The 21,003-nt window shown below is 67.4% G+C and carries 20 protein-coding genes, 1 tRNA gene and 3 CRISPR repeat arrays (1 of these 24 only partly in view); of the genes, 15 read left to right on the plus strand and 6 right to left on the minus strand.

Annotated elements, in window-relative coordinates; all coding sequences use genetic code 11:
• Window positions 1–290 precede the first annotated feature (290 nt).
• Window positions 291–1,286: an RDD family protein gene (locus GT755_RS10735; protein ID WP_161479576.1), complete on the plus strand. Its 996-nt coding sequence runs from the start codon at window positions 291–293 to the stop codon at window positions 1,284–1,286.
• Here the strand turns inward: GT755_RS10735 and solA are convergent.
• The 3 genes from solA to GT755_RS10750 form a co-directional block, all read right to left on the minus strand.
• Window positions 1,236–2,324, minus strand: coding sequence for an N-methyl-L-tryptophan oxidase (solA, locus tag GT755_RS10740; protein WP_161479577.1), 1,089 nt, complete (start codon window positions 2,322–2,324; stop codon window positions 1,236–1,238). The two genes, GT755_RS10735 and solA, sit on opposite strands and share 51 nt — an antisense overlap.
• 41 nt (window positions 2,325–2,365) lie before the next feature.
• On the minus strand, window positions 2,366–2,830 hold the full coding sequence (locus tag GT755_RS10745; protein WP_062347343.1) for an ELAV/HuD family splicing factor: 465 nt from the start codon (window positions 2,828–2,830) through the stop codon (window positions 2,366–2,368).
• Between the two features lie 117 nt (window positions 2,831–2,947).
• Window positions 2,948–3,214: a hypothetical protein gene (locus GT755_RS10750; protein ID WP_161479578.1), complete on the minus strand. Its 267-nt coding sequence runs from the start codon at window positions 3,212–3,214 to the stop codon at window positions 2,948–2,950.
• Between the two features lie 23 nt (window positions 3,215–3,237).
• On the opposite strand from GT755_RS10750, the gene GT755_RS10755 reads away from it, so the two are divergent.
• Window positions 3,238–3,600, plus strand: a complete 363-nt coding sequence (locus tag GT755_RS10755) for a VOC family protein (RefSeq protein ID WP_161479579.1) — start codon at window positions 3,238–3,240, stop codon at window positions 3,598–3,600.
• A gap of 18 nt (window positions 3,601–3,618) precedes the next feature.
• On the plus strand, window positions 3,619–4,074 hold the full coding sequence (locus GT755_RS10760) for a MaoC family dehydratase (RefSeq protein WP_161479580.1): 456 nt from the start codon (window positions 3,619–3,621) through the stop codon (window positions 4,072–4,074).
• Here GT755_RS10760 and GT755_RS10765 read toward each other — a convergent pair.
• Entirely contained in the window at window positions 4,059–4,670 is a 612-nt protein-coding gene (locus GT755_RS10765; RefSeq protein ID WP_161479581.1) for a response regulator, read from the minus strand. The two genes, GT755_RS10760 and GT755_RS10765, sit on opposite strands and share 16 nt — an antisense overlap.
• Window positions 4,667–5,761, minus strand: a complete 1,095-nt coding sequence (locus GT755_RS10770; RefSeq protein WP_161479582.1) for a sensor histidine kinase — start codon at window positions 5,759–5,761, stop codon at window positions 4,667–4,669. The genes GT755_RS10765 and GT755_RS10770 overlap by 4 nt, the downstream gene beginning before the upstream one ends.
• 110 nt (window positions 5,762–5,871) lie before the next feature.
• Here GT755_RS10770 and GT755_RS10775 point away from each other — a divergent pair, with 110 nt between their 5' ends.
• The 3 genes from GT755_RS10775 (at window position 5,872) to GT755_RS10785 (ending at window position 7,081) form a co-directional block, all read left to right on the plus strand.
• The gene (locus tag GT755_RS10775) at window positions 5,872–6,516 is read left to right on the plus strand and encodes a hypothetical protein (RefSeq protein ID WP_161479583.1); all 645 of its coding nucleotides are present in this window, start codon (window positions 5,872–5,874) and stop codon (window positions 6,514–6,516) included.
• Between the two features lie 39 nt (window positions 6,517–6,555).
• Window positions 6,556–6,807: a hypothetical protein gene (locus GT755_RS10780; RefSeq protein ID WP_161479584.1), complete on the plus strand. Its 252-nt coding sequence runs from the start codon at window positions 6,556–6,558 to the stop codon at window positions 6,805–6,807.
• 201 nt (window positions 6,808–7,008) lie between these two features.
• Window positions 7,009–7,081, plus strand: a tRNA-Arg gene (locus tag GT755_RS10785).
• A 97-nt stretch (window positions 7,082–7,178) separates the two neighbouring features.
• Here GT755_RS10785 and GT755_RS10790 read toward each other — a convergent pair.
• Window positions 7,179–7,421 (minus strand): tyrosine-type recombinase/integrase, encoded by a 243-nt coding sequence (locus GT755_RS10790; protein WP_161479585.1) that lies wholly within the window; start codon window positions 7,419–7,421, stop codon window positions 7,179–7,181.
• Window positions 7,422–7,685: 264 nt separating this feature from the next.
• Here GT755_RS10790 and GT755_RS10795 point away from each other — a divergent pair, with 264 nt between their 5' ends.
• From GT755_RS10795 to cas2e, 9 genes are all read left to right on the plus strand, one after another.
• Window positions 7,686–8,099 carry a hypothetical protein gene (locus tag GT755_RS10795; RefSeq protein WP_161479586.1) on the plus strand — a complete coding sequence of 138 codons (414 nt, stop codon included), beginning with the start codon at window positions 7,686–7,688 and terminating at the stop codon, window positions 8,097–8,099.
• 637 nt (window positions 8,100–8,736) lie between these two features.
• A CRISPR array of direct repeats spans window positions 8,737–9,743; the repeat unit is 29 nt; unit sequence CCAGTCCCCGCGCCCGTGGGGGTGAACCG.
• Window positions 9,744–9,894: 151 nt separating this feature from the next.
• A CRISPR array of direct repeats spans window positions 9,895–10,168; the repeat unit is 29 nt.
• A gap of 878 nt (window positions 10,169–11,046) precedes the next feature.
• Entirely contained in the window at window positions 11,047–13,761 is a 2,715-nt protein-coding gene (gene cas3 / locus GT755_RS10800) for a CRISPR-associated helicase Cas3' (RefSeq protein WP_161479587.1), read from the plus strand.
• A gap of 344 nt (window positions 13,762–14,105) precedes the next feature.
• The gene (gene casA, locus GT755_RS10805; protein ID WP_161479588.1) at window positions 14,106–15,635 is read left to right on the plus strand and encodes a type I-E CRISPR-associated protein Cse1/CasA; all 1,530 of its coding nucleotides are present in this window, start codon (window positions 14,106–14,108) and stop codon (window positions 15,633–15,635) included.
• Complete coding sequence (casB, locus tag GT755_RS10810; RefSeq protein WP_161479589.1) at window positions 15,628–16,251, plus strand: type I-E CRISPR-associated protein Cse2/CasB; 624 nt, start codon at window positions 15,628–15,630, stop codon at window positions 16,249–16,251. The genes casA and casB overlap by 8 nt, the downstream gene beginning before the upstream one ends.
• Window positions 16,248–17,369, plus strand: coding sequence for a type I-E CRISPR-associated protein Cas7/Cse4/CasC (cas7e, locus tag GT755_RS10815; RefSeq protein WP_328794286.1), 1,122 nt, complete (start codon window positions 16,248–16,250; stop codon window positions 17,367–17,369). The genes casB and cas7e overlap by 4 nt, the downstream gene beginning before the upstream one ends.
• Window positions 17,366–18,106 carry a type I-E CRISPR-associated protein Cas5/CasD gene (gene cas5e / locus GT755_RS10820; protein WP_161479590.1) on the plus strand — a complete coding sequence of 247 codons (741 nt, stop codon included), beginning with the start codon at window positions 17,366–17,368 and terminating at the stop codon, window positions 18,104–18,106. Before cas7e ends, cas5e begins: the two co-directional genes overlap by 4 nt.
• Window positions 18,103–18,732, plus strand: a complete 630-nt coding sequence (cas6e, locus tag GT755_RS10825; protein WP_161479591.1) for a type I-E CRISPR-associated protein Cas6/Cse3/CasE — start codon at window positions 18,103–18,105, stop codon at window positions 18,730–18,732. Before cas5e ends, cas6e begins: the two co-directional genes overlap by 4 nt.
• Window positions 18,729–19,712 (plus strand): type I-E CRISPR-associated endonuclease Cas1e, encoded by a 984-nt coding sequence (gene cas1e, locus GT755_RS10830; protein ID WP_202609887.1) that lies wholly within the window; start codon window positions 18,729–18,731, stop codon window positions 19,710–19,712. Before cas6e ends, cas1e begins: the two co-directional genes overlap by 4 nt.
• 27 nt (window positions 19,713–19,739) lie before the next feature.
• Window positions 19,740–20,036 (plus strand): type I-E CRISPR-associated endoribonuclease Cas2e, encoded by a 297-nt coding sequence (gene cas2e, locus GT755_RS10835; RefSeq protein ID WP_161479592.1) that lies wholly within the window; start codon window positions 19,740–19,742, stop codon window positions 20,034–20,036.
• 78 nt (window positions 20,037–20,114) lie between these two features.
• Window positions 20,115–21,003: a CRISPR direct-repeat array (repeat unit 29 nt; unit sequence CCGATCCCCACGCCCGTGGGGGTGAACCG) (it continues 361 nt past the right edge of the window).

A 21,003-nucleotide genomic window follows, 5' to 3' on the forward strand; every position in this document is an offset into this window, starting at 1 on the left:
GCCAGGGCGATAGAGGCCCTATTCGGGTTGCAATTCCACGTAGGTCCAGGCCGCCTCGTGCCGACTGCCCGGCGTCCCGAGCTTCATGGAACGGCCTGGGACGATCACGCCCTGAGCGGCTAATGCGGTTCTGGTCTTAAGCCCATCCGGAGTTCACATCCCCGAACATCCGCAGTTCCCTGTAAGGGACGAGGGCCTTTTTGCTGCCCGAAATAGCGGCAAGTCGCCTTTGGTCAATCGTTAGGCTGGGCCCAGCCTCCGAAGGGACCGCCTTGTCGCACTCGCCCCGAATGTCGAGACCGGCACTGGCGACCTGGTTGCTGGCCGCCGCCGTCGCCGCCTTCCCGACCTGGGAGGAATGGCGTTTCCGCCTCGCCCCCGGTGCCTTCGAGGGGTTCTCGTGCATCGGTAGCGGGTGGTCTGAGCCGTCGCCGCTCGACCCCTTACGAGGCGATCTCGACGCCCTTCTGCTGAACGTCGAGGCCTGGGCCATCCCCCCGCTGTTGATCCTGGCCGCACTGCTCGCCCGCCGGAATCCCCGCCGCGCAGGCCGGCGAACGGCGGTCGTTCTCGTCCTGATCGCGGTCGTCGAACCGGCCACCCCCCTCTACAGTTTCCCGGACGAGTGCGGCGGCCTGATCCCGCTCCTCACCGCCGAGTGGTTCACCACGGTGATGGACAGCTGGGGAAGCACCCAGTTGTGCCTCATCGGCGCCGCCGTCCTCATCCTGCTCGCCACCTGGCGAATGAGCGACGCCACCCCGGGAGAGGCGACCGGGGTGACCTGGCGGCGGCCGGTCGCGCTCCTGGTCGACTATCTGCTCGTCGTCGCCGTCCTCACCTTCGTCGTCGAACCGATCCTGTGGCTGCCCGGCGTCGACGAGCTCCCGCTCTCCGTCAGCGTGCACCACGGGCTCCTGAACCAGGCGACGATCAGGTCGGACACCGTGGATTTCGAGGGGCTCATCATCCTCTTCGTGGTGTTCCTGTACTTCTGGGGTCAGCACACCCTGTGGGGACAGACGCCGGGCAAGCGCCTGCTGCGCATCCAGGTCACCCCCACCCGGACCGCGAAACGGATGGCCCTCCGCACGCTGATCTTCGCGCTCCTCGTCTTCGTGTCGCTCGTCGGTCCCGTCGTCCTCATCGTGAACGGCATGTGGACGCTCCTCGACCCCGAGGGTCGGGCGCTGCACGACCGATTGCTCAACACGGAAGTGACCCGTAAGGCCCGATCAACGGGTCAGCGCGAAGCGCGCGTCCGGCCGTTCCCCGGTCAGCGCTAGGTCGGCCAGGACCCGGCCGACCGCGGGCACGAACTTGAACCCGTGCCCCGAGAAGCCGGCCGCCACGACGACCGGGCCGACCCGGTCGAGGACGAAGTCGGAGGTCGGCGTGGTGGTGTAGGTGCAGCTGATCGGGGTGAAGGCGGTCGGGTCGACCCCCGGGAGCCACAGGCGCGCATACTCCCGCAGCATGAGAAGCTGCCGAGGTTCGGCGGTGAAGTCGCGGTCGTCGGGGTCGACCACCGGGCCGGTGCCGTGGAAGCCCACCTTGACGCCCTCGCCGGGGGTCGCCAGCCCGTACACGCCGGAATCGTCGAAGTGGTGGACGAAACTGGGCCACTCGTCGGTGTCGCGACGCGGGGCGAAATGGGCGGGTTGTTCCTGCGTGACCCGCAGGGGCGGCAGCGGCACGAGGCCGCCGAGCAGCTTCTTCGTCCACGCGCCGGCGGCGACCACGACCCGTTTGGCGCGGTAGGCGTCGTCTTCGGTGACGACGTCGACGGCGTCGTCGCCGCGGACGGTGATCGAGAGGACCGGGGTGCGGTGGCGGACGTCGGCCCCGAGCGCGGCGGCGCGGTGCTGGAGCGCGGTGACGGCGTGGTCGGCGTGCAGCCGTCCACTCGCCGGGTGGAAGAAGACCTTTCCGTCGTAGCGCAGGCCGGGCCAGCGCTCGGTGGCTTCCTCGGCGGCCAGCCATTCGCCCGGCACGCCCGCCGCCGCGACGGCGTCGGCGAGGACGTCGAGGTCGGGGGTCCGGCCGTGGTCGACGCTGCCGGTGATGGTGAGCAGAGGGGTGCCCGACTCGGCCTCCAGCTCCCGCCAGAGGCCGTGGGCCTCCTGGGCGAGCCGGATGTAGACCGGCTCGCCGTAGGAGACCCGGAAGATCCGGGACGCGCCGTGGGAGGCGCCGCGCACGTGGCCGGGCTCGAACCGCTCCAGCAGTACGACGTCGGCGCCGTGTCCGGCCAGCCGCCATGCCGCCGCGGAACCCATGCCGCCGCCACCCACGACGACGACGTCGACCTCATGCCTGGCCACGCGCAACTCCCGTTTATTGCATGTATTTCCTACCTATAATACTAGTTATAGGGGTTGTCGTACGTCGCGCTGCTCCGGGTCCTCATCATGTACTGGCCCGAGCTGGCGAACCAGCCTCCCGTCACGTCGAACCGCACGTTCTGGACGGTGCCGCCGAAGTTGACGTCGGCACTGTAGTTGTAGACGAACTGGCATCCGGGGGCCGAGCTCATCCCCGTGTAGACCGGCGACTGGGTGGTCGAGCCGTTGACGTTGATGAGGAAGTAGGGCTGCGGGTAGGCGCTCTGCCAGCACAGGGTGAGGTTGTAGCGGTAGCGCGTGTTCCCGTCGTCGAACGCGACCGTGCCCTGCAACAGGGCGAGCATCGGGCCGCCGCCGGTGGCGTTGAGCTGGACGTACACCGGCTGGTCGGGGCCGTAGGTGGCGTGGGCGGGGGACGCCGGCAGGATGATGAGCGCCAGGGCGGCGAGGATCGCCGCGGTCAGCCTTTTCGGGTGCGTGATCAATTCACACCTCATCCGGTATTCGGGGATTACGGGATACCGGAGGGTATGTTTCGGTTCCTTGGACGTCCAGGAAATCGATGGACCGGCCCATGAACGCCGGTTTCACCGGTGAACGTTTCAGATCTCGACGATTTCCAACCGCCGATAATCCGAAACAGCCCTTTCGGCCTTCATTTCCAGCACTCCGCCGAGTACCTTCAGGCCCCATTCGCTGACCAGGCCGTCATCGGCGTGGTCACCAGGAGCGTCGACGACGGTCAGCGCGTCGCCGGGGTGGCTGAAATGGTGTTTCTCTCCTGCGACGGAGATGTCGAATCCGGCGACGGAGAATGGTTCCGGCATGGACGGCGCGGGCCAGGCGTGGCCGTATTTTGTGATCTTCACGATTTCGAGGGTAGGTCCAGACCATGCTTACCGGTTGGTGGGGTGTCGTCCTGGATGCTCCGGATTCGCGAAAGCTGGCCCGTTTCTACGCCGATCTCCTCGGCTGGGAACTGGTCAACGACGGCGAGGCCGTCCACCCCCGCGAGGGCACCTCTTACATCGCCTTTCAGACCTCCCCCGACTACCAGCCGCCCACCTGGCCCAACACCGAGGGCCGGCAGCAGATGATGCTGCACGTCGACGTCGGCGTCTCCGGCCTGGACGAAGAGGTCGCCCGGGCGGTCGAGCTGGGCGCGACCGTCGCGGAGTTCCAGCCTCAGGACGACGTCCGGGTCATGCTCGATCCGGCCGGTCATCCGTTCTGCCTCTACCTTGACGCCGGATGACAAAATAAAGTTCGAGTCATGCGGATCTTCTCGAACGTCACCGAGCTCAAAGCCGCTCAGGGTACGCATCTCGGCTTCACGGAGTGGCGTACCGTCACCCAGGAACAGGTCAACCTGTTCGCCGACGCCACCGGCGACCACCAGTGGATCCACGTCGACACCGAGCGTGCCGCCCAGGGGCCGTTCGGCGGGACGATCGCCCACGGGTTCCTGTCGTTGTCGTTGCTGCCCACGATGACGAGCGAGCTCATCCGGGTCGACGGGCTGGCCATGGGGATCAACTACGGGCTCAACAAGGTCCGGTTCCCCACCCCCGTCCCGGTCGGGTCGCGCGTCCGCGCCGGGGGCGAGATCCTCGACCTCACCGACACGGCTCAGGGGGTGCTGGGCACCCTCAAACTGGTCGTCGAGGTCGAGGGCGTACCGAAACCGGCCTGTGTCGCCGAACAGCTCATCCTCTACATTCCGGCGTAATAGGCGGCCGCTTGGGCCCGGCTCTGCAGGCCGAGCTTGGCCAGCACCCGGCTGACGTGCGTCTTCACAGTTGGCTCGGCGATGTCGAGGGCGCGGGCGATCTCCGCGTTCGACAGGCCGCGCCCGAGGCACGACAGGACGTCCCGCTCGCGGGCGGTGAGGTTCTCCGGCACCGCCGCCGGTCGCGTGCGGGCGAAGGCGGAGATGAGCTTCCTGGTCACCTGCGGGGAGATCAGCCCGTCGCCGCCGGCCACCAGCCTGACCGCCTCGACGAGCGTGGCGGCGTCGGTGTTCTTCAACAGGAACCCGGCGGCGCCCGCCCGCAGCGCGCCGAAGACGTATTCGTCCAGGTCGAACGTGGTCAGCACGAGGATCTCGGTCAGCCCGGCGAGTTGCCGGGTGGCCTCGATGCCGTCGAGGCGCGGCATCCGGATGTCCATGATCATCACATCGGGCCGGTGCTCCTCGGCCAGCGCGACCGCCGCCCGGCCGTCGGCGGCCTCCCCGACGACCCGGATGTCGCTGGCGCCCTCCAGCACCAGCCGGATGCCCGTGCGCACCGCCGCGTGATCGTCGGCGATCAGAACCGTGATCATGTGGACAGGGTGGCGGTCACCCGCCAGCCGCGCTCACACGGCCCCGCCTCGAACGTGGCGCCGAGCAGTGTGGCACGCTCTTTCATGCCGATCAGCCCCGCCCGCGCGCCCGGCAGGTCGCGCGGCCGCTCGGTGACCGGGTTGTCGATGGTCAGCACCAGTTCGTCCGGACGATAGTCGATCGCCACGGAAACCGGCGCGGCGCCGTGTTTGAGCGCATTGGTCAGGGACTCCTGGACGATTCGATATCCGGCCAGATCGACCGCCGGAGGAAGATCCCTGGGCGTGCCCTGGACGTCGACCACGGCCGTCACCCCCGTGCGTTTCACCAGGTCGTCCACCTCGGCCAGGCTGGGCCGCAGCGCCTCGTCGGGGCCTTCGGCCCGCAGCAGCCCGATCATGCCGCGCATCTCGGCCATGCCCTGGACGCTGTTCTCCCGGATCGACTCCATGATCTGCCGGACGGACTTGGCGTCCAGATCGGTTCTGGACAACACCGCGCTCGACTGGATGGCGATCGCGCTGAAGTGGTTCGCCACCATGTCGTGCAGTTCCCTGGCCATGCGGGTGCGCTCGGCGGTGATCGCGGCCCTGCGGTCGTATTCGGCCATGAGCGCCGCCTGCCGCGCGTTGTCGCGCAGGTTCCGGACGATCGCGGCAGAGGCGACCGGCATGACGGTGATCAGCCCGACCTGGAAGCCCATCACCGTCCCCCACGCCCACGACTGCGTCTGCAGACCGGTGGCGACCCCCGCGGCCAGCACCCACAAGGGGGTGATCCGCAGCAGCACGGTCATCAGCCGGCGGGGCCCGTAGAGGGTGGCGGCGTAGATGTTGTCGGTGAACACGACGGCCGTCCCGAGCGAGGGCCCCATCGCCGCGTCGGCCGCCAGCGCGGCCACCCCGATGACGAACGCCGTCACCGGCCTCCTCCGGCGGATCACCACGCCGACACAGGTGAGCGCGAGCGGAACGAGGAAGAGCTGGATCGGCACGCCCTTCGAGTGGTCGTAGGCCCCCGCGACCAGCAGCACGACCCCGACCACGAAGGCCGCGACGGCCATCAACGTGTCCTGCCGGTGGGGGGTCATGCGTGCAATCCCACCACAGGCCATCTGAAATGGGCATACATCTTTGGATGTACTGAACTTCGTCCGTTCCGGCGAGGCCGGGCCCGGCGAACCCGGCAAGCATGGTTCTCATGCTGTGGCTGATCATCGCGGCCGAGGCCGGCTTCTGGATCCTGCTCGCCACGGGCCTTCTGGTCCGGTACGGCCTGCGCCTGCGCCGCACGAGCTGGGCGATCCTGGCCTTGACCCCGGTGCTCGACCTCGTCCTGCTGGTGGCCGCCGTGATCGACATGCGCTCGGGCGCCGTGGCGACCTGGCAACACGGCCTGGCCGGGGCCTACATCGCCTACTCGATCGTCTTCGGCCACCGGACCGTCAAGTGGGCCGACGAGTGGGTGGCCCGGGGCTTCAGGAAGCCGCCGAAGGTGCTCGGCGAATGGGCGATCTGGTTCAGGATCGCAGGGGCGTACACGATCATGTGCCTGTTGCTCTTCGGGGCCATGGTCATGGTGGACGACCCCTCGCGGACCTCCGCCCTGACCGGTTTCATGCTCAACGCCCTGAAAGTGCCGCTGATCGCGCTGATCTGGCCCGTCGCCGACTCACTGGGGCGTCAGTTCGGTCGGAAGCCGGACGGTGACCCGCCATCCCCCCATGTGCGGCCCGGCATGGACGGTCCCGCCGAGCGGAGTGGCACGGGCCCGCATCAGCCTGACCCCCGACCTGCGCGACGGCCGGACGCCGATCGGGCTGTCGATGGTCAGCGTGATCGATGACGGATGGTAGGAGATCATGACCGTCGCCGAGGTGGTGCCGTGCTCGAGCGCGCTGGTCAGCGCTTCCTGGACGATCCTGTAGCCGGCCAGATCGACGTCTCTGGGCAGGTCCCGGGTGGGCCCCTGGATGTGGAGGCGCGTCGTCAGCCCGGCCTGCTTGCTGCGCTGGAGCAGGTCCATGGGGTCCGAGAGGCTGCGGTGATCGGCCCCCAGGACCCCGTTGATGCGCTCGACGAGCAGACGCTCGGCCTCCTCGGTACGGCGCCTTTTCCGGCGGTGAATGATCGTTGAGGTGGCTAGCAGGATGACGATGGCGAGGATGCCCAGGTTCAGCACGTTAGGCCCCTGATCTGTGCGGTTATGTCGGTTCTTAACCGGCGGTGATCGGGGGTATGCCCGGGGGGTTGGGGACTTTGCCGGGAGTTGGACGAGGGTCTCTTCGGGTAACTGGTTCGGAGTAGGGGCCGGGACCCGCTATGCTTACTTCTGCAAGCGGCCGTAGCTCAATGGATAGAGCATCTGACTACGGATCAGAAGGTTAGGGGTTCGAGTCCTCTCGGCCGCGCTCACTTGAAAGGCCCGCCTACCAGGGGTTTCCTGGGGCGGGCCTTCTTGTTTGTGGACCTCGTGCGGCGATCTTGCTAACGCCCTTGCTAACAGCACTACTGGCCGATGGCCTTGGCGAAGGTCTCCGCTGCGGATGCCTCCGCCGACTTGATCACGTGGGCGTAGACCCGGAGGGTGATCGAGGGGTCGGCATGGCCCAGGCGGGCGGCTACGACATGGACAGACGTTCCGGCGATCAGGAGCGTCGTGGCGTGGATGTGCCGAAGGTCGTGCAGCCGTGCGTGAGGGAGTCGCGCGTTCTCGTGAGCGAGGTTGTACCGCTTGATCAGGACGGCCATAAGGGAACTGACCGTATCGGGGTGGATCGGTCCGCCCCATCCGGTGGTGAAGACGTGGCTGCCCTACCCCCGCCACCGCTACGCCATCGCCGACTTCCTCCAGGTCGCCGAGAGCGAACTATGGCCAGAGATCGCACAGCGGCAACGCGTCATCGCGGACGAGGTGCAGACGGTTTACCCCACCGATGGGCGGTCCCGCAGGCCGCATGGAAACAACTATTCAGGGGCGCTACCAAAGAGATCGGCATCCTGACCTACAGCGGGTTGTTCCTCGCCGAGGACGCCGGGCTTCTCCGGCTGATCGCGGAACGTGCCCGCGCGGGAGTCTCGGTCCGCATCCTTCTTGGAGACCCGGACAGCCGGCAAGTCGCCGCCCGAGGTGCCGAAGAGGGCATTGGGCCAGAGGTCATGGCCGGAAGGACTCGGAACGCGATCACGCTCTACGGGTGCCTGCGGGACGTCGAGCGGATCGAGCTTCGGTTGCATGGAACGGTGCTTTACAACTCGATCTACCGAGCGGATCGGGACGTGCTGGTGAACACCCATGCGTACAGCACGTCGGCGGCCGACGCGCCCGTCATCCACCTACGGAGTAACAGCGACGCAGGAACGGCAGCGGTCCACCTGACGAGCTTCGAGCGCATCTGGAACCAGTCGCGACCGCTAGTGGACGCCTGATCAGTTCGGGGAGCCGCCTTAGCCATGATCAAAAAGAAGAATATCTGTACGTCTTCAAGGCCGGCCCGCCTGCGGCGGTCCGGCGCGCGTCGGGCGGTCGCGGGCCGCGCTGCGGCTCTTCGGCCGGTCGCGGCCCGCACCGCCCACGCGCCGAGCGGAGCAGGTGATCAGCAGATACCCGGGAAGGCGCTGTCAGCAGCCACCAGGCATCACGAGGTGGGAGGCCATCGAAGGCCGCAGCGTCCCAAGACAAGGGCTGTTCAGCGGCCTGTCGAGATTCCCGGCAGACTACGGCCTCGGACGGTGGCGACGGCCCCATGAATGGAGCCGCCGTTACTTCTGCAGCGACGGGCTTTGAGGTCTCTAGTTGCTGCACACGACGCTCTGCCAGTCAGATACGGCATGCTTGGGCTTGTTCCGCTGATGCGAGTCGCGGAAAGTGAGGGCCTTCATGGCATTGGACTTCGGCGTCGACAGGCTGGCGCTGAGCTGGTCACCATGTGTGGCCTCGACCGCGTTGCTCAAGCGAGCGTCGGCTTCGCCAGTCGAGACAAGGTGATGATGTGAGGCGAACACCGCGCGAAACCCCGACATCGGTATCTGTGCAGGTCGTCAACGTTTGAGCAGCTCAGGAAGTCCAGTCCCCGCGCCCGTGGGGGTGAACCGTCTCTGGGCGAGAGTCTCTTCCAGGAACACCGCCAGTCCCCGCGCCCGTGGGGGTGAACCGCTCATCGCGCACCCGCCTTGCGGGTCGCGGCCCCAGTCCCCGCGCCCGTGGGGGTGAACCGGTGAACGTGCTGACGGGGTACTTTTCCCACGACCAGTCCCCGCGCCCGTGGGGGTGAACCGTCGGCATCGTCCTCACCCCCACCGGCTGGGACCCAGTCCCCGCGCCCGTGGGGGTGAACCGACGACCGGGTTGTCGGGCTCGGGGATCACCCCCCAGTCCCCGCGCCCGTGGGGGTGAACCGTTGGGCGTTCGGCAGGTCACCGACCCGCAGCCCCAGTCCCCGCGCCCGTGGGGGTGAACCGCGGGTCCTGGCCCGCTGGTCCGGGTGGGGCTCCCAGTCCCCGCGCCCGTGGGGGTGAACCGGCGCCCGAGGGATGGCGCGACGCGCTACACAACCAGTCCCCGCGCCCGTGGGGGTGAACCGTGCCGGCGGGCGGTCGCATTCACTCCACCCGCCCAGTCCCCGCGCCCGTGGGGGGTGAACCGGCCGTCGCCGCCGCCCTGTTCGCCATGGTCTGCCAGTCCCCGCGCCCGTGGGGGTGAACCGCTGCGGATCACGCTCGCCCCGGGCAGCGAGATCCAGTCCCCACGCCCGTGGGGGTGAACCGTCGAACAGCTCACGCTCGCGCCGGTCGCGGCCCCAGTCCCCACGCCCGTGGGGGTGAACCGGGCAACCCGGTCCCCGTGGCTGGGATGGCGGTCCAGTCCCCACGCCCGTGGGGGTGAACCGCGGGCGGCCGGGACGGCGGCGGATGCGTCGAGCCAGTCCCCACGCCCGTGGGGGTGAACCAAGACAGAGTGGATACCCTCACAGTCGGCCGGGCCAGTCCCCACGCCCGTGGGGGTGAACCGGACCTGCACTCCAAGGACGTCCGGATCCTCCGCCAGTCCCCACGCCCGTGGGGGTGAACCCCCGTCACGCGAGCGACTACCTGCAGTCCCGAGCCAGTCCCACGCCCGTGGGGGTGAACCGGTCGGGCGCATCTTCGGGGTTGCGGACCGGCTCCAGTCCCCACGCCCGTGGGGTGAACCGGGAACCCTCAGCACGCGGCTCACCCCCGACGACCAGTCCCCACGCCCGTGGGGGTGAACCGGGCGAGATGGTCGTGCCTGCCAAACAGGCCGACCAGTCCCCACGCCCGTGGGGGTGAACCGCGCGACCTGCTGGAGGCGGTCGCCGCCGCGTCCCAGTCCCCACGCCCGTGGGGGTGAACCGCGATTTCAGGTCATGTGCGCACGGCAAGAGGCCCAGTCCCCACGCCCGTGGGGGTGAACCGACGCACAGTTGGCCGCCGTCCGGGGGGATCAGCCAGTCCCCACGCCCGTGGGGGTGAACCGCGACAGAACTTCGCGGCGACATCGAGCGATGGCCAGTCCCCACGCCCCGTGGGGGTGAACCGGTCAGGCCGACGGCGTCCTGGTCTGCGCCACGCCAGTCCCCACGCCCCTGGGGTGAACCGCTCGCGGCTATACGGCCGCCCGCCCGGCAGATTCAGTCCCCACGCCCGTGGGGGTGAACCGTCGCCGCCGCGGCGGACGTCGTCGTCGAGGGCCCAGTCCCCGCGCCCGTGGCGGTGAACCGGAGAGGAACGAAAAACATGGCAAAGAACAGCGCCAGTCCCCACGCCCGGGGGGTGAACCGAGCGGACAGAGTCCGAGGTGCGAGAGATCCCCCCAGTCCCCACGCCCGTGGGGGTGAACCTACATACCAGTCGTCCCGGACGGGGGCACCGGCACCAGTCCCCACGCCCGTGGGGGTGAACCGACCGCACCCCAGCCGCCGGAGAGCCTCCTGACCCAGTCCCACGCCCGTGGGGATGAACCGTATGGCGCGACCAACATGACCGATTCGGCCCCCCAGTCCCCACGCCCGTGGGGGTGAACCGAGCTGGCCCGTGTAGTTGGGCAGGTTGAAGGTCCAGTCCCCACGCCCGTGGGGGTGAACTGTACACCCCGATCCAGAACCGCGATCTGTTCGTCCAGTCCCGCGCCCGGGGGGATGAACCGCGAGCGCACAGGCGATCGTGGACTTCCTCGCTGTGCGATAGTCCCGACCTGCGCCAATGCCGATGTCGCCATTTGTCGGCCTTTTTCATTTATCGCCCGAACTTGATTCTATAACCACCAATCAGTCGCATTCTCGTGCAGGCCGCTCTCTTTCGACATATGCTCTCGCCGAACACTAGCCGCCCCGCTTGATCCGAACACGAGGGTGATATGGCAGTCCCGCCAATCAGTGAGGACGTGGATCTTGATCTATGGGGAAAATCAAAGGGCCTCCTCAAGCCATATCCCCTGATCTGCCATCTCCTTGACACCTCGGCCATGACCTTCACCCTTTGGGATGACTACGTATCATCCGGCCTGCGGAAGTACATCACCACCTCCCTCGGTGTCGACGACGGTGGAGCGCGCAAACTTCTAGCCTTCTGGGCCGGCCTGCACGACATAGGCAAAGCTATCCCTTGCTTCCAGATGATGGATGAAAGCGCCTATGAGAATCTCCATGGCTACCCGAGCTCTCCGGATGGAAAAAACCGACACGAATTCGCAACCCATGCCTCGCTCGGCGCAGCCTTGAAAGAATTGGGCTATGACGCACGTCGCGCGGCGAGTTCCGCATTCATCGTCGCTCAGCTGCTTGGTGGCCACCACGGCAGATTCTCTCCCCGTGATCCGAACGAGTGCCGCTACCCGCCAACCCGGCTCTTTCCAGAGTTCGGCTCGGGTAAGTGGGATCTCCAGCGCAGTGCCATCCTCCATGCCGTCGAACGAATCGTCGGCTCACCGCCGCCACCCGCCTCGGTTCCTGCCGAATGCGCGGCCCTCCTCTGCGGCATCGTCATCCTGGCAGACTGGCTCGTCAGTCAGGAAAACCATCTCGTCGGACGTCTGACCCATTTGCCCCGAACGCCAGACGACCTCCCGGATCATTTCAAGCGCTCATTGCAAATCTCCCCGTCGCTGCTCCGCGACGCTGGACTTTTCCCCGTACGCCTCCGGCCGGCCGCCTTCGCCGACGAGTTTCCCCAGATCCCTCAGCCGAACGACCTGCAAAACTCCATCTCGACCGAGTTGCCGGGCCTTGTCGGCTCTGGGCCGGGGATACTGCTGATCACCGCTCCGATGGGTGAGGGCAAGACCGAGGCGGCCTTCCACGGTGCCCGACTGCTGGGCACGTCTAGCGGCTCGCCGGGGTTCTTTTTCGCTCTGCCGACTATGGCAACCGCCGACCAGATGTATGGCAGAGCCCGCGCTTACGCCGAACGACAAGCGGACAACGACTCCGCACTGACGCTGCTGCACAGCATGTCGTGGCTCAACGAGGCATACACAGCAACTGGCGATGCCGATCCAGCGGTACTCGCTGACGTCGCCGCGCCCGAGTGGCTCCACGGCCGCAAACGGGGACTACTGGCCTCTATGGCGGTGGGCACCGTCGACCAGGCGTTGCTGGCCGCTCTCCCACTCAAGCACATGCCGCTGCGCACGCTCGGACTAGCGGGCAAAGTGCTGGTCGTCGACGAGGTCCACGCCTACGACGCGTACATGCAGGCATTGCTGAACACGGCGCTGACTTGGCTCGGGCATCTACGGGTCCCCGTCGTTCTCATGTCGGCCACCTTGCCCCGGCGGATCGCCCGGCGGCTCGTCGGGGCCTATCTCCGAGGCTCGGGTCACCCTGACGCGGATCTGCCGGAGATCCCCTATCCGGGGTGGGCTTATGCCGACGCCGCCACGGGTCAGGTCACCCCCTTCGAGGTCGCGGCGGACGCGAGGGAACTACAGGTTGGTCACCACCTCGTACCGGTCGGCTCCGATGGTGTGGAGCGCTTCGAGGCCCTGCGCGAGTTGCTGGCACCGCTGGTGGACGAGGGCGGCTGCGCTGCGATGATCTGCAACACCGTGGCCGAGGCCCAGCTGACCTACCGAATGCTCGCTGACTGGTTCGAGGAGCTCGGCGGCGAACCGCCCGAGCTGATACTGCTGCACGCCCGGTTTCCGGCCAGGTGCCGGGAGGAACTCACTCGCGAGATCATCAGCAAGTACGGCCGGTGCCGATCGTGTCCCACTCTCGAAAAGTGTTTCCACAGGCCGCGTAAATCCGTTCTCGTCGCGACCCAGGTGATCGAACAGTCACTCGACCTCGATTTCGATCTGATGGTCAGCGATTTGGCACCCATCGCGCTGCTCCTTCAGCGGGCGGGCCGGTGCTGGCGTCATCACCGTGCGAATCGTCCGTCATGGGCGACCGAACCCCGGCTGGCCGTTCTGCGTCCGACCGGTGACAACGGAAAGCTACGCCTTCCTAAGTCGTGGCCGTTCGTCTACCCGCGTTCCCTCTTACGTCGCACCGACGAAACCCTGCCGGACGGGGTGATCGCCATTCCCGGAGATGTCCAGAAGTTGGTCGAGCAGGTATATGACGACTCCTTCGCCGACGGAGACGCGGCGGAGGAGGACATCGAATGGCTTGCTGCGGAGATGGCCGAAACGGGGTTGGCGGAGATGGTGGCGATCGACACCCCGGGCAACATCCGTGGCCTCCATACGCTGACCTCGGCGGAGGTCGACGAGGAACTGATCTCCACCCGTCTGGGCGCCGAGTCGGTCAGGGTGCTCTGTGCCTACCGCGACCCGGCCGGGAGGCTGTTTCTCGACCCCGCATACACCCGTCCTCTGCCGACGGGTCCCAAGCTGCCCCGAGCCGTAGTGAAGGAGATCCTGGCAGAGACGATCCCTCTCCGCGCTTCACTCGTCCGAGGCCGGGATGAGCGTAACGCTCCACCACCCGGCTGGGGCGACAACCTCTGGCTGCGGGACCTGGTCGTCATTCCGCTTCAGGAAACCAAGGGCTTCGATAGCCCCGCAGGCCAAGCTGGTGATCAGATTTTCGTGCTCGACCCAAAAGTGGGACTGATGATGCCCTAAATGTAGGACTTTCTCCAGATGTCGCGTATTAACCCATGGTGCTTCTTTGATTGGCGTATCTTCCATGCGATGTCGATGACGTGGAGGCATGTCGCGCTTGAGCATCACACTGTCCGAAGTCGACGGAGTCGTCTCAGCTGGCGGCCCTGAGCGCGGTTCTCCCGAATCGAGAGCTTCACTCTTGCTTGTCGCTGCGATAGCCGTGCATTTCCCTCCCAAGGGGCCGATCGAGTGCCACGAATTTAGGCACCCCCGTACCCCTGCGGTGTGGGGAATCTCTGGTGACAGGACGCCCACCCAGTCCTGGAGCGCGGCTCACCCTCAAGAAATGAGAAAAGGTGTCAATGCTGCCCGACAGGCCTTACTCATGTGACCTGCTCACCTACCCGTGGTTGCCGATTCCCCCCGGGGGGTCGGTTGGTCTGCGGGAGCTTTACGTGCGGGCACATGAAATCCCGGATGTCGATGCGCCCTTCGCCCCGGCGGGTGCGGCCTTGTGGCGGATCCTGACGGTGATCGCCGCCAGAATCACCGGCCTCGATCGAGCCGACAACATCAACGAGTGGCAGGATCGGCGGGACGGGCTTCTCGACATCAGCATGTTCTCCGGGAACGATGTTGAGAAGTACTTCGCGCAATACGGGGATAGGTTCGACCTCTTCCATCCGTCTCGGCCGTTCCTCCAGGACAGCCGCTTGGCAGACGAGTGTGCCAAGACGTCCGGCATCAACAAGCTGGTGCTGTCCCGCCCGGCCGGCAACAACCAGGTCTGGTTCGATCACCACACTGACGTGGACGCCCAGCGCATCCCGGTGGAGGAGGCGGTCTGGCATCTGCTCGCGCAGATGTACTACGGCCCTTCGGGGCGCTGCACCTCACGGACGGTTTACGGCAGGTCCGAGGCCAACAGCACGGCGGGGCCGTTACGCGGCACGATTTCTTACCACCCGCTGGGCCGCAACGTCTTCGAATCGCTGGTCACAGGCATCCCGTACCCCGGACCCGCAGTGGGCCGAGATGTCGCCGTCTGGGAGGAGCCCGAACCGAAAAATCCTCTCGGAATTTCGCCGACGCCAGGAGGTCTGGGCGGGCTCCTGGCCAACCGGTTCCGCCACGCCATCCTGCTGTCGCGTCAAGACGAACTGATCGAGGACGCCTGGATCACCTGGGCGTGGCGGCAACCCGCCATTCCGGCGGAGGATCCTTACCTGATCTACCAGCACAACAAGAAGGGCGAGTTGTACGCGCGCGGCGCGAGCGCCGCCCGTGCTCTGTGGCGTGACCTTGACGCACTGCTGATGCGCGATGTGGGAGAGGAACGCTCCAGGCGGCCCAAGGTTCTCGACCTGGCCAGGACGCTGCCCTTCGACGTCTTGGACAACTTGCGGGTCCGGGCCTTCGGTTTCGATCAGGACGGGCAGACCCGGGACAAGCAGTGGTTCACCGCCACGACGCCGGCGGTGCTCTCACTGCTGCTGGAGCCGGAGGCCATCAGCGGCGTGAGCCGTGTCCGGAGCGCAGCCGAGGAGGTCGCACAGAAGTTGCGAACGGCGCTCCGCAACGTCTGGGTGGCCCTGAACGACCCGTCCAATGGAGACGGCAAGCCAACCCGAAGCGAGATCCCGGCCGGACCGTGGAGGGATCAAGGAGCAGCGCACTACTGGCCGCGTGCCGAACGCCTGTTCTGGCGCAAGGTTGACGCCAGAGACTTCACCGCCCCCGCATTCGATTTCGTGCGGGAGGCGCTGGAGGTCTACGACGCGATCACGCAACGCGCGGGCAACACCCCCCGGGCACGACGGGCCGTCGAACGCGCCCGCGGGCTGATCTTGGCCGCCCGTGGTCCCCGCCTGTCAGGGAGTGGAGATGACTGACCGATCCGAACTGGAAAGATCCGCAGCCCATCTGGTGAACGTCGCTCTGCGTACGTTGACCAGCGAGGACAAACGCCCTCGCGTCGCGCTGCGACGAGCCCTGGGCAGACCTCCTGAGCATCCGGCGGTCCGCGCCGCCGACATGGTCATCGCACCCGCCCTTCCCGAGAGGCGGGACATAGCGACCGAGCGGGCCTTCTACACCGTAGCCGCCATGATCGCCGCCCAGCCGCGCGAGGCACGCGACGAAACGACCGGCAAAACCGGAGAGCCGGTCCCCGACCGCCCGGCGGTCCCGGTCGCGCAACAGGAGACGCTGGGGGCGACTCTCGGCCGTGCGGTCGCCCAGGCCAAGCTTCGGGAGGACACCACCGAGGCCCGGCTTCACCTGCTGTGCCGTCAGGACGTCGACGGAATCCACCGCCACCTCCCTCGCCTGGTCTCAACGATGCGCGGCGACCTCGTCTCGGTCGACTGGGCCCGGCTGACCGTCGATCTCGCCGACTGGGGCAGGAACCGCGACTACGTCACCAAGCGGTGGTCGCAGGACTACTACCGAGCGCTTTATACGACTCGGGCGACCCAAAACAAGAAGCAGAAAGAGGAGACCAAGTGACCATCCCTCGATACGTCGACATCCATTTGCTCCAGACCCTGCCGTACAGCAACATCAACCGCGATGACCTCGGGTCGCCGAAGACCCTGGTGTACGGCGGTGTCAACCGCACCCGGGTCAGCAGCCAGAGCTGGAAACGAGCCGTCCGGCTGGACATCGAGCGCCACCTGGGCGACCCGGCCGCCCGTACCCGCTGGATCCCCCAGCAGGTCGCCGACCGGCTGATCGAACGAGGATGGCCAGCCGAAACGGCCGCCGCCGCAGGCGCGCAGGTGGTCCTTTCCGCAGGCAAGGGACTGAAGATGGAGGACGACGGTGTCACTTCCGTCCTGCTCTACCTTCCGGTCACCGCCCTGGACGCGCTAGCCGACCTGGCCGCAGAACACCGTGAGGCCATCGAGGCCGAGATGGCCAAGAAGAAGCCCGCCGCAGCGCTGCCCGCCCAGGAGATCTCCGCGATACTGTCCCAGCGCAACGGCGTCATCAACCTGTTCGGCCGCATGATGGCCGAGATGCCTGAGGTCGAGGTCGACGGGTGCGTACAGGTCGCGCACGCCTTCACCACCCACGCCACCAGCGCCGAAGTCGACTTCTTCACTGCCGTCGACGACCTCAAGCCGAGCGAGACGCGAGGGAGCGGCCACATGAACTCGGCCGAGTTCTCCTCGGGCGTGTTCTACCGGTACGCCAGCGTGGACATCGCCGGGCTGGCGGAGAACCTCGGCGACACCTCGTCGGCCGCCGACCTCACCTGCGCGTTTCTGAAGGCCTTCATCGTCTCCATGCCGACCGGCAAGCAGAACTCGACCGCCGCCTACACGGTCCCCGACCTGGCCTACATCGCCGTCCGCGCCGACCGGCCGGTCTCCCTCGCGCCGGCGTTCGAGACCCCGGTGAAAATGTCCGGCGAAGGCGGTTACGCGGCATCGTCCCGGGACACGCTGAACGGCTACGCCACCCGGCTCCGTGCTCTGTGGGGAACCGACGGCATCGTCGCGGACGGCCACGCCGGTATCGACGAGAAGGCCTTCGCGAGCCTCGGTCCGGCGGTTACCGGCTTTGCCGACCTGATCGAGAAGGTTGTGGCCGCGGCCTACCCGCAGGCGGTCCAGGGGTGAGCGGACTCCTGGTGCGGCTCGCGGGACCGATGCAGTCCTGGGGTGAACACAGCACGTTCTCCGAGCGCGACACCCAGCGCTTCCCGACCCGATCGGGCGTCATCGGCCTGCTCGCCGCCGCTGCCGGTATCCGCCGGGGCGAGTCGCTAGGCAGGTTCGATGATCTGCGGCTGACCATCCGGATCGACCGCCCGGGTCTGCCGATGACCGACTTCCATACCGTCGGCGGTGGCCAGCCCCGGCACGCGACTGTACCGACCTCTGAAGGTAAGCGCCGCAGCCTGGAGACGGCCACGATCGTCACCAGGCGCCACTATCTGGCCGACGCGGTTTTCGTCGCCGCGCTCACCGGACCCGACGACCTGATCGATGACCTGGCCGGCCATCTCAACCGCCCTAAATGGCACCTCTACCTTGGCCGCCGCTCCTGCCCGCCCGATCCGCCGGTACTTCTCGGCCGGGTGGACAACCCGGAGACCGAACTGCGCGAGCGGGTGCCGGTCGCCCGCCGCGCCACCCCTGACCTGTCGCTGGACTTCGTCATGGAAGACAGCAGGGGAGCATCGGGCGCGGTCACCGAACTGCTGGACAGACCGGAGAACTTCGACCGGCTCCGCCGCCTCTACCGCCGGCGAACGGTCACCATCACCCCCCTGCCGGTCCCCGAAGCTCTGTGGGCAGGGCGGGGTCGCGGCTACCAGGACGCCTTATTCGCCTATGTCGGAGGGATCGCGTGACCATCTGGCTGACCCGCATCGTCGTCGAACCCCGTTGTGAGGCCGCCCGCCGCGACCTGCGCGACGCCGAAGCGCTGCACCGGCGTGTCATGTCGCTGCTCCCCGACGGGTTGGGCGACCAGGCCCGGAACAAGGCCGGCGTGCTCTACCGCCAGGACGACTCCGCCAACACAGGGCACCACCTGCTCATTCAGACGGCGTTGCCCGTCGACTTCGGCAAACTCCCCGACCGATACGGCACCCTCGCCACCCGTGACCTCACCCCACTGCTGGAAGCACTCACCGAAGGAACGCACGTCAACTACCGCATCGTCGCCAACACCACCAAGCGTCTGGGGCGCAACGCCGATCGTCCCGGCAAACTCGTCTCCCTACGGGGGGAGTCCGCCGAGCAGTGGTGGCACGACCGTGCCGCCGCCAACGGCCTGCTCCTGCACACGGTCACCGCCACTGACTTGCCCGACATCCGAGGCAGGCAAAAGAAGGTGACCCACGCCGCCACCCGCTTCGACGGCGTCGCAACCATCAAAGACGCCGAACTGGTCCGCCAGGCCGTCGCGGCCGGAATCGGCAAAGGCAAAGCCTACGGCTGCGGCCTGCTGAGCCTGGCCCCCGTCCTCGCATGACCCAACGGCCCGCAGCCAAGCAACGACTCGGTCAGCCGACCCTGGCCATGCTCCCGCGCGTGGCCGACTCCCTGTCGTTCCTGTACGTGGAAACAGTCCGCATCGTCCAGGACGACACCGGGATCTGCGCCCAGGTCGAAACACCCTTAGGCGTGGAACGCGTCTACCTGCCGACCGCGTCCCTGTCCTGCGTCCTCCTCGGCCCGGGAACTTCCATCACGCAACCGGCACTGGCGACGTTCGCCCGCCACGGCACAACCCTGGTTTGTGTCGGCGCGGGCGGCGTGCGCTCCTACGCCGGCATCACCCCCGCCCAGCTCACCACCGACTGGCTCGAACACCAAGCCCGCGCCTGGGCCGACCCCGACGAACGACTCCGCGTCGCGGTCCGCATGTACGAACACCGCTTTTCGGCCGTTCCTCCCGGCACCACCCTGGCCCAGCTACGCGGCCTGGAGGGACAGCGGGTCAAGGCCCTGTACAAGATGCTGGCCACCAAACACGGCATCGCCCGCTTCCGCCGCGCCTACGACCCGGCAGACTGGGATGACCAGGACCCGGTCAACTTGGCCCTGTCAGCCGCCAACGCCGCGCTCTACGGCATCGTCCACTCCGCGATCATGGCCATGGGCTGCGCTCCCGGCCTCGGCTTCATCCACTCGGGTAGCCAAATGGCATTCGTGTACGACATCGCCGACCTCTACAAGGCGAAGTCGACCATACCCCTCGCCTTCTCCCTGGCCGGCTCGATGAAGCCCGAACGAGACGCGCGATTGCACCTGCGGGAAGAGTTCCGGCTGATCAGGCTCATGCCTTCCATCGTCTCCGACATCCAGCGGATGATCGCTCCGGAAGCGGCGGGAGATCCCGTTCCCCCGGCTCAGGCGACGGACATCGTGCAGCTATGGGATCCCGAACTCGGCGCCCTTCCCGGCGGGGTCAACTACGGTGACGACTCCGCTGCGGACGTGCCCTGGTAACCATCCTCACCGCGACAAGGCGACCACATGGCATCCATGATCGTCATCTCGACCACCGCCGTCCCCGACCACGTTCGCGGCGCCCTGTCCCGCTGGCTCATCGAGCCCGCACCTGGCCTGTACGTCGGAACGGTCTCGGGCCGCGTCCGGGATGAACTTTGGTCGGCCGTGAGCGGATGCGTCGGCGACGGGGCAGCAGTTTGCATAAGTCCTGCCGACAACGAGCAGGGCTTCACCATCCGCACGGCGGGCCAACGTAGACGCGTTCCGATGGACTTCGATGGACTCCAACTCATCAGGTTCCTGCCCAGCGAGCTCGGGTGATGACGTGAGGCCAGCATGGAGCAAAACCCCGACATTGGCGTCGGCGCAGGTCAGCGACGTTTGAGCAGGTCACGGAGTCCGATCCCCACGCCCGTGGGGGTGAACCGCGATGCCGCCCGTCGTGGTCGTCACCGACGCCCCGATCCCCACGCCCGTGGGGGTGAACCGTGGATCCACGGGGACGACGAGAACAACGCGGCCCGATCCCCACGCCCGTGGGGGTGAACCGGGTGAGCGGGTGCTGGCCCTCATGAAGGCCGTCCGATCCCCACGCCCGTGGGGGTGAACCGTCCGCTTAGTCGGTGACAGGCGTGAGGTCCAGCCGATCCCCACGCCCGTGGGGGTGAACCGCTCACGCGCGCGCAGAAAAAGAGCGCATGGAGCCGATCCCCACGCCCGTGGGGGTGAACCGATGGGCCTCACCTTCGACCGAGCCCAGACCAGCCGATCCCCACGCCCGTGGGGGTGAACCGGGGCCCGGCGCCGTGGTGTACGGCGGCGAGCCCCGATCCCCACGCCCGTGGGGGTGAACCCGCGCCGATCACGATGAACCCGGCCGCGCGGCCCCGATCCCCACGCCCGTGGGGGTGAACCGTCACGTGTTGGGAGCGTGCCACAGGTAGACGCCCGATCCCCACGCCCGTGGGGGTGAACCGGAGGCGTAGACGCGACGCCGCCAGATGAGTCCCCGATCCCCACGCCCGTGGGGGTGAACCGCCACCCCCGAACCTGAGGAAGAACCGCAGGTCCCGATCCCCACGCCCGTGGGGGTGAACCGTGCGCTGCGGAGATCGGCGCCCGATACCCCCGCCGATCCCCACGCCCGTGGGGGTGAACCGGCCGGGCTGCGCGACGTCCGCTGCTACCACCGCCGATCCCCACGCCCGTGGGGGTGAACCGGCGATCGTGAGCGGCATCAGCTGCGCCGCCCTCCGATCCCCACGCCCGTGGGGGTGAACCGGCAGTA

The organism is Herbidospora solisilvae, from assembly GCF_009901565.1.
Taxonomy (GTDB): domain Bacteria; phylum Actinomycetota; class Actinomycetes; order Streptosporangiales; family Streptosporangiaceae; genus Herbidospora; species Herbidospora solisilvae.